The sequence below is a fragment of the Rhodoferax sp. genome (genome assembly GCF_030653815.1).
Lineage (GTDB): Bacteria > Pseudomonadota > Gammaproteobacteria > Burkholderiales > Burkholderiaceae_C > Rhodoferax.
Genome location: NZ_JAURYQ010000012.1, coordinates 1 through 7273, shown reverse-complemented (window position 1 = coordinate 7273; position 7273 = coordinate 1). Strand labels below are relative to the sequence as shown.

The window sequence follows — 7273 nt, the reverse complement described above, 5'->3', positions numbered from 1 at the left end:
TGGCAGCACCTGGCGCATGCCAGGGGCTGCGGGTACCGCCTTGAACTGTGGAAATGTTTGTTCAGGCTCGCCTTCGGCGGCCTTGTAAATGCGCACCCGCACGTCGTACCAGGCAGCCTGGCCGGTGATGGGGTCGGAATTCGACACTGTGCCACTGGAACCCGCCAGCGGCAACTCTTCGGAAATCAGGTGGTTCAGCAAAAAGCCGCGTTGCGATTCGTTGGCATCGGGGGTGAGGTTCCAGGCCCCGGCGGACTTGCCGATGGCGTTCCAGGTCCAGACCGTGCCGGGCTCCACCGCCTCGGAGTAGCGGCACATGCAACGCACCTTGCCCCACTGCGACTCGACCCACATCCAGCCGCCGTCGGCAATGCCCTGGGCCTGGGCGGTCTTGGTGTTGACAAACAGATAGTTGTGGGTATGAATCTGGCGCAACCAGGCGTTTTGCGAGTCCCAGGAATGGTACATCGCCATGGGACGCTGGGTGATGGCGTTGAGCGGGTATTTACCCATGTCGGTGGCCTGCTCTTCAAGCGGGGCGTAATGAAACGGCAGCGGATCAAAGTAGGTTTCGACCCGCTTGCGCAGGTGGTCGGGCGGCTGCTTGCCGGCACGCTTGCCTTGCGCCGCACGGCGGAAACCCTGCAAAAATTCGGAGTAAATGTGGATGACGATGGGGTCCTTGTCGCGCCGGATGCCGACCTTTTGCGCCCATTCCATGTAGCCCAGGTTCCAGTTGCGCATGTACTGGTGCTCGGGCGGCATCTGGTAGTGGAAAACGCAGTTGTTCTTCTCGTACATCTCCCATTGCTTGGGATTGGGCTCGCCGCGCATGGACTTTTCGCCGCCCTTGCCGCGCCAGCCCGCCAAAAAGCCGATGCCGGAACCGGGCGCGGTTTCGTAATTGACGATGAAGTCGGTGTAGCCCTTGTATTTGCGCGTGCCGTCGGCGTTGGTGAAGGCTGGCAGCTTGAGCCGGCTGGCCAGCTCGACCACGACTTCCTGGAACGGTTTGCACTGGCCTTTGGGCGCCACCACCGGGATACGCACCGCGTCCACCGGGCCGTCGAATTCGGAGATTGGACGGTCCAGCATCGACATGGTGTCGTGGCGCTCGAGGTAGGTGGTGTCGGGCAGGACCAGGTCGGCAAAAGCCGTCATTTCTGACTGGAAGGCATCGCACACCACGAGGAACGGAATCTTGTACTCGCCGGCCTGGTCACCATCGACATGCTTGTCGTTGAGCATCTGGCGCACGTCCGAGGTGTTCATGGTGGAGTTCCACGCCATGTTGGCCATGAAGATCATCAGGGTGTCGATGCGGTAGGGGTCACCGCGCCAGGCGTTGGTGATCACGTTTTGCATCAGGCCGTGCGCTGACAGCGGGTGCTCCCACGAAAAGCCCTTGTCAATACGCACCGGGCCACCGGCGTCATCGACAAACAAATCGTCCGGGCTCTCGGGCCAGCCCAGCGGCGCGCCGTCGAGCGGCGTGTTGGCTTTGACCGCCTGCGGCCCCTTGGGCGGGCGGGCGTTGGGCGGCACCGCGCGCGGGTAAGGCGCCTTGTGCCTAAAGCCACCGGGTCGATCGATGGTGCCCAGCAAGGACATCAAAATCGACAGCGAGCGGATGGTCTGGAAACCGTTGGAGTGCGCTGCCAGGCCGCGCATGGCATGAAAGGCGACCGGATTGCCGGTGACGGATTGGTGGCGCTTGCCCCAGCTGTCGGTCCAAGCGATGGGCAGCTCGATGTTTTGGTCACGCGCGGTGATGCCCATCTCATGCGCCAGGCGCGTGATGGTGGCGGCCGGAATGCCGGTGATGCCCTCGGCCCACTCGGGCGTGTAAAGCTTGACGCGTTCTTCGAGCAGCTGGAAGGCCGGCACAGCAGGCGTGCCGTCGGGCATGGTGAAGTGGCCCAGCAGCGCCGGGTCGGCACCCTCGGTGTGGTCGGACACGCTTTGTTCGCTGTGCCGGTCCCACCAGGTGAAGTTGGCCGGGCGCAGCGGGTTGACGATGTCGCCTTCCGGGTTGCGCACAAACATGCCAAAGTCGTCGGAGGCCGCGTCCTGGTTGACCAACTGGCCGGCATTGGTGTAGCGTGCCAAAAATTCACGGTCGTACAGACCTTGCTTGATGAGTTCGTGGATGAGCGCCAGCAACAGGGCGCCGTCGGTGCCGGGTTTGATGGGAATCCACTCGTCGGCAATGGCCGAGTAACCGGTGCGCACCGGGTTGATCGAGACAAAACGCCCACCGCCGCGCTTGAACTTGGACAGCTCCTTCTTCATCGGGTTGGAGTGGTGGTCTTCGGCTGTGCCGATCATCACGAACAGCTTGGCGCGTTCAAGGTCGGGGCCGCCGAATTCCCAGAACGAGCCGCCGATGGTGTAGATCATGCCGGCGGCCATATTGACCGAGCAAAATCCACCATGAGCGGCGTAGTTGGGGGTACCGAACTGGCGCGCAAACAGGCCGGTGAGCGCCTGCATCTGGTCGCGCCCGGTGAACAGGGCAAACTGCTTGGGGTCGGTGGCGCGCAGTTTTTGCAGGCGCTCCTCCAGCATGGCAAACGCCGCGTCCCATTCGATTTCTTCGAACTGGCCGTCGCCGCGCTCGCTGCCGGGCTTGCGCAGCAGGGGTTTGGTCAGGCGCGCCGGTGAATACTGCTTCATGATGCCCGAGGAGCCCTTGGCGCAAATCACGCCCTGGTTCAGCGGGTGCTCGGGGTTGCCCTCGATGTAGCGCACTTCACCGTTGCGCAAGTGCACCCGGATGCCGCAGCGGCAAGCGCACATGTAGCAGGTGGTGTTGCGCGTCTCAAGGGTGGCACCGGGAAGCGGCGGGCTCAGAGGATTGTGAATCGGGATGACGGACATGCGATAGGCGTTTGATTAGAAGTGACCCTATTAAAAACAAGGTCTCAAACGCCGTCTATCACCGACAAGGGTGGGGGCGAGTAGCCCAAATGGGTAGCATAGAAATAATTCTTGTGAAAGCATGGTTTTCCGCAATACATAAGTTTCCAATAATGTTCTACGATCATCGTTACTTTCTTTTGTCATGACTTTCATCAGCCTCACCCCCATTCAGCCAGCTTTGACAGACCCGGCCCACCTGTTGACCGTGTTGAGCACAGACTCAGGCAAGCCCGAAGATCTGGAAGCCCTGCTGGCACGTTTCCTGACCTCCATCATTGCGTTGGCGGGCGCGCAGGCGGGTGCGGTGCGGGTGGTGACCGATGACGGCAAGTCCATGCGGCTGGTGGCACAGCAGGGTTTACCCGACAAGGTGGTCGAGATGGAGCGCCTGGTCGACCGCCATTGCGGCCTGTGCGGCACTGCAGCCAGCACCGATGTGCTGGTGTGGGTGGACGACCTGTCCAGTTGCGCCAAACATGGCAGCAGCATTTATTTTGGTTCCCAGTGCAAGAGCATGCTGGCGATCTCGCTGGCCCACCACCAGCAAATTCTTGGCGTCTACAACCTGTTTTTTGACAGCAGCTCCCGCATTGACGCGTCGGTCCAGAACCTGTTGCGCCTGGTCGGGCAATTGCTCGGACTGAGCTTGCACAATGCGCGCATCGAACGCGAGCGCCTGCGCCTCACCGTCATGAAAGAGCGCCAGGACATGGTCAATGAGGTGCACGACGCGCTGGCGCAGACCCTGGCCTACGCCCGCATGCGCCTGCCGCTGCTCAGCGACGCCATTCAGGCGCACGACGAAAGCCAGGCGTTGAAATATTTCTCGGATTTGAAAACGGCGGTGACCGAGGTGCATGACAACCTGCGCGAAGTCATGACCTACTTCCGCACGCGCATGGACCCGCTCGGGCTCATGCATGCGCTCACCGCCATTGCCGACAGCTATTTCAGCCGCAATGCCATTGCACTTGAGATACGCAACAGCGTGCCCCACCTGAACCTCAATGACGAGCAGGAAGTGCAAGTCTTTTATATTGTTCAGGAGGCGCTGGCCAACATTGCCAAGCACTCCATGGCCCGCCATGCGGTGGTGCGCATCAGCCAGACGCCGCAACACCTTGAGTTCATGATTGAGGACGACGGCCTGGGCATGGATGAACCCAATGTGTCGACCATCGTCACTTCCGCGCGGCCGCTGGTGCCCTCCACCCATTTTGGCCTGGACATCATGCAAAGCCGCGCCAAGCGGCTCGGTGGCCAGTTGGAGGTGGGCAGCAAGGACGGTGTGGGCACCCGGGTGCGCTTGCGCATTCCGCTCGACCAGGACAGAGGAGGCAAGACGTCATGACAGAAAAAATACGCGTCATGCTGGTGGACGACCATTCGCTGTGCCGCAGTGGTCTGAAGGAGTTGCTGGAGCACCGCGGCGGCATGTTGGTGGTGGCCACCACCGGCGACCCCAACCAGGTGGTGACCCTGATCCGCGAGCACGACCCCCAGTTGATGGTCTTGGACCTGCGGCTGGCGCAAACCGACGGATTGAGCGTGCTGCGCATGATTCGCGCCGACGGCCACGACGTGCCCGTGGTCATCCTGACCATGAGCGACAGCGAGGACGACATGTCGGCGGCGCTGCGCGCGGGCGTCAAGGGTTACCTGCTCAAGGACATGGACCCCGAAGAAGTGATTGACGCCATTGGCCGCGCCGCCCGCGGCGAGATGGTGGTGGCATCGGCCATGATGCTCAAGTTCGCCCAGATTTTGCAGACCGGCCCCAAGGGCTCGGCCATGGGCGACCTGGTGGCCACGCTGACCGAACGCGAGCGCCAGGTGCTCGACCACGTGGCCAGCGGCCAGAGCAACAAGGTCATCGCACGGGAACTCGACATCAGCCACAACACCGTCAAGTTGCATGTGCGCCACATCATGGACAAGCTCAACCTGCGCTCACGGGTGGAGGCCGCGGTGTTTTCATTCGAGTACCGCAGCTCGGCTGACGGCATCAAGGCGATTGGCGACGGCACTCCGAGACCGAAGGCGCCGCCGCACTGAAACCCGGCGCAGTCAATGGCGGCACCGCCAGTGATAGCTTGGGCGGAGACTTAATTGGCAGCGCAGCGCGCATTGGGTATCTGATTGCGCTCATGTCCCCCGGTTCGGGCTGACGCCCGAACCTCCTCCTTGACTTCGCTGCATCAGACACCCAACGCACGCTGCTACGCGCTTGTTGTGGGTGTTCAATACCAGCTGCGTCGCGGGCTCGGGGCGGCAGGGTGTTCTGCACAGCGAGGTCAAGGAGGAGGCATTGGCCGCCAGGCCAATGACGGGGGACACGAGCGGCGCTGGGCACCCTGCCGCCCCGAGCCACCCCAAACAGCACCAGAATTGGGCCCGGCAGTTTGCGTCTTACTGCTCCATCTCCGAATCAATCTTATCCATTCAAAGGGCTTATCAAAGTGGTTGATGATCCATAGAGTACAGACATCTGATTCACACCCCTACCACCGAGGACCCGACATGACCACAGCACTGGCCCCACACACCGTTTTGCAAACACGCACCGTGGAACGTCTGGTGGCTGGCCAGGCCACCTCTGACGGCGCCGGCGTCAAGCTGACCCGTGTGCTGACGCAAAACCTGCAGCAGCGGCTCGACCCGTTCCTGATGCTCGACGCCTTTGGCAGCGACCAAGCGGACGACTACATTGCCGGTTTTCCTGACCACCCGCACCGTGGCTTCGAGACCATCACCTACATGATTGCCGGGCGCATGTTGCACAAAGACAGTGCCGGCCACGAGGGACTGCTGGAAAACGGCGGCGTGCAGTGGATGACGGCCGGCAAGGGCGTGATCCACTCCGAGATTCCACAGCAGGAAGAAGGCGTGATGGAGGGTTTTCAGCTCTGGCTGAACCTGCCCAAGCGCGACAAGATGAAGACCCCCTGGTACCGCGACTTCAAGAACGCGGACCTGCCGAAATTTGTCACGCAGGATGGCGTGGCCGTGACCGTGATTGCCGGTGAAAGCCAGGGCGTGGGCGGTGCCGTGACACGCGACATCACGCAGCCCAACTACCTCGACCTGCACCTGCCCGCAGGCAGCCGGTTTGAGCAGAAGCTGCCCGCAGGTCACAACGCCTTGGTCTACGTGTACCGTGGCGAGGTCAGCATTGCGGACAAGGTGGTGCCGGTGCAGCGCATGGCGATCCTGGCCAATGAGGCACAGGCCGATGGCGTGGTGATCAGCGCGAGTGTGGACGCCAAGTTGCTGCTCATTTCGGGCCAGCCGCTGAAAGAGCCCATCGTGCAGTACGGCCCGTTCGTGATGAACACACAGGCCGAAATTCACCAGGCGCTGAGCGATTTTCGTGATGGGCGCCTGGGCGAGTCTGCCTGAGGCGGCCCATGTGGCCTATTGGGTCCTGGCTGTCCAGCAGCATGACGCATTGGGTACGTTCTTGGCGGCCATGCAAAGCCCAAGCTATGGCAAGCACCTCAACACTCTCTTTCTTGCGAAGCTTTCGTCCGTTTAATGCTGATTTTTAAATGATGTTTTGTGCGATAAGCTGATGCTTGGACTGCGTTTCGAAACCATGAGTTAGTGTCCACTTTTTTCAGAAGGAGAATTTATGCGCCTCTTAATGCCTATCGATGGAAGTCGCTTCAGCAAGGCTGCAGTCGCGTTCATCGCCTCACGCGCGACACTCATCCAAAACCAACCGGACATCGAATTACTCAACGCCCAGTTCCCCGTTCCAGTGCGCGTCGCCAGCGCTGTAGGCAAGGACATGGTGCTCAGCTACTACAAATCGGAGGCGGACAAGGTCGTCGAACCGGCCTTGGAAACACTCAGGCGGGCAGGTTTGCCTGCGCAGGCCAGATATGTCGTTGGCATCCCAGGGGTCGAGTTGGGCAAGATCGCAGCGGCTGACACTGCCGATCTGATCGTGATGGGATCACACGGCCACACCGGGTTCAAGAAGCTGCTGTTCGGTTCGGTGACCAATGCCGTGCTGGCATCGTGCACTACACCTTTGCTGGTTTTGCGCGGCAAGCCAGCTCCTAAAAATGACTCGCTGAAGGTGGCCATCGCGCTCGACGGCAGCAAGTACGGCGTCGCTGCGGTACGCTTCTTCATCAAGAACCGCGACCTGTTCGGAGCGGCACCGATGGTCACGTTCATTCATGTTGTGCCAAATCTGTTGAATCGTATGCGTCCGGCGAACACAGATTGACGGCGTAACCGTTACGTGATCAGCGGTGACCAATTGTGCGGCAGCAGCTCATCAATTCGGCTGTTCTTCTGAGTCGGCAAGCGGGCCAGAACATCCTTCAGATAGGCATACGGG

At 61.0% G+C, this 7273-nt stretch carries 6 protein-coding genes; 4 read left to right on the top strand and 2 right to left on the bottom strand.

Annotated features, from left to right (window positions below; all coding sequences use genetic code 11):
• On the bottom strand, positions 1-2799 hold a 2799-nt coding region (locus tag Q7U49_RS03770), incomplete at its 3' end, for a molybdopterin oxidoreductase family protein (protein WP_370653954.1).
• A gap of 265 nt (positions 2800-3064) precedes the next feature.
• On the opposite strand from Q7U49_RS03770, the gene Q7U49_RS03765 reads away from it, so the two are divergent.
• From Q7U49_RS03765 to Q7U49_RS03750, 4 genes are all read left to right on the top strand, one after another.
• Entirely contained in the window at positions 3065-4273 is a 1209-nt protein-coding gene (locus tag Q7U49_RS03765; protein ID WP_304762420.1) for an ATP-binding protein, read from the top strand.
• Positions 4270-4977 carry a response regulator gene (locus Q7U49_RS03760; protein WP_304762419.1) on the top strand — a complete coding sequence of 236 codons (708 nt, stop codon included), beginning with the start codon at positions 4270-4272 and terminating at the stop codon, positions 4975-4977. The genes Q7U49_RS03765 and Q7U49_RS03760 overlap by 4 nt, the downstream gene beginning before the upstream one ends.
• 465 nt (positions 4978-5442) lie before the next feature.
• Positions 5443-6321 carry a pirin family protein gene (locus tag Q7U49_RS03755; protein ID WP_304762418.1) on the top strand — a complete coding sequence of 293 codons (879 nt, stop codon included), beginning with the start codon at positions 5443-5445 and terminating at the stop codon, positions 6319-6321.
• A 232-nt stretch (positions 6322-6553) separates the two neighbouring features.
• Entirely contained in the window at positions 6554-7159 is a 606-nt protein-coding gene (locus Q7U49_RS03750; protein ID WP_304762417.1) for a universal stress protein, read from the top strand.
• Between the two features lie 11 nt (positions 7160-7170).
• Here the strand turns inward: Q7U49_RS03750 and Q7U49_RS03745 are convergent.
• The coding region (locus tag Q7U49_RS03745) for a transposase domain-containing protein (RefSeq protein ID WP_304762416.1) at positions 7171-7273 on the bottom strand (103 nt) is incomplete at its 5' end.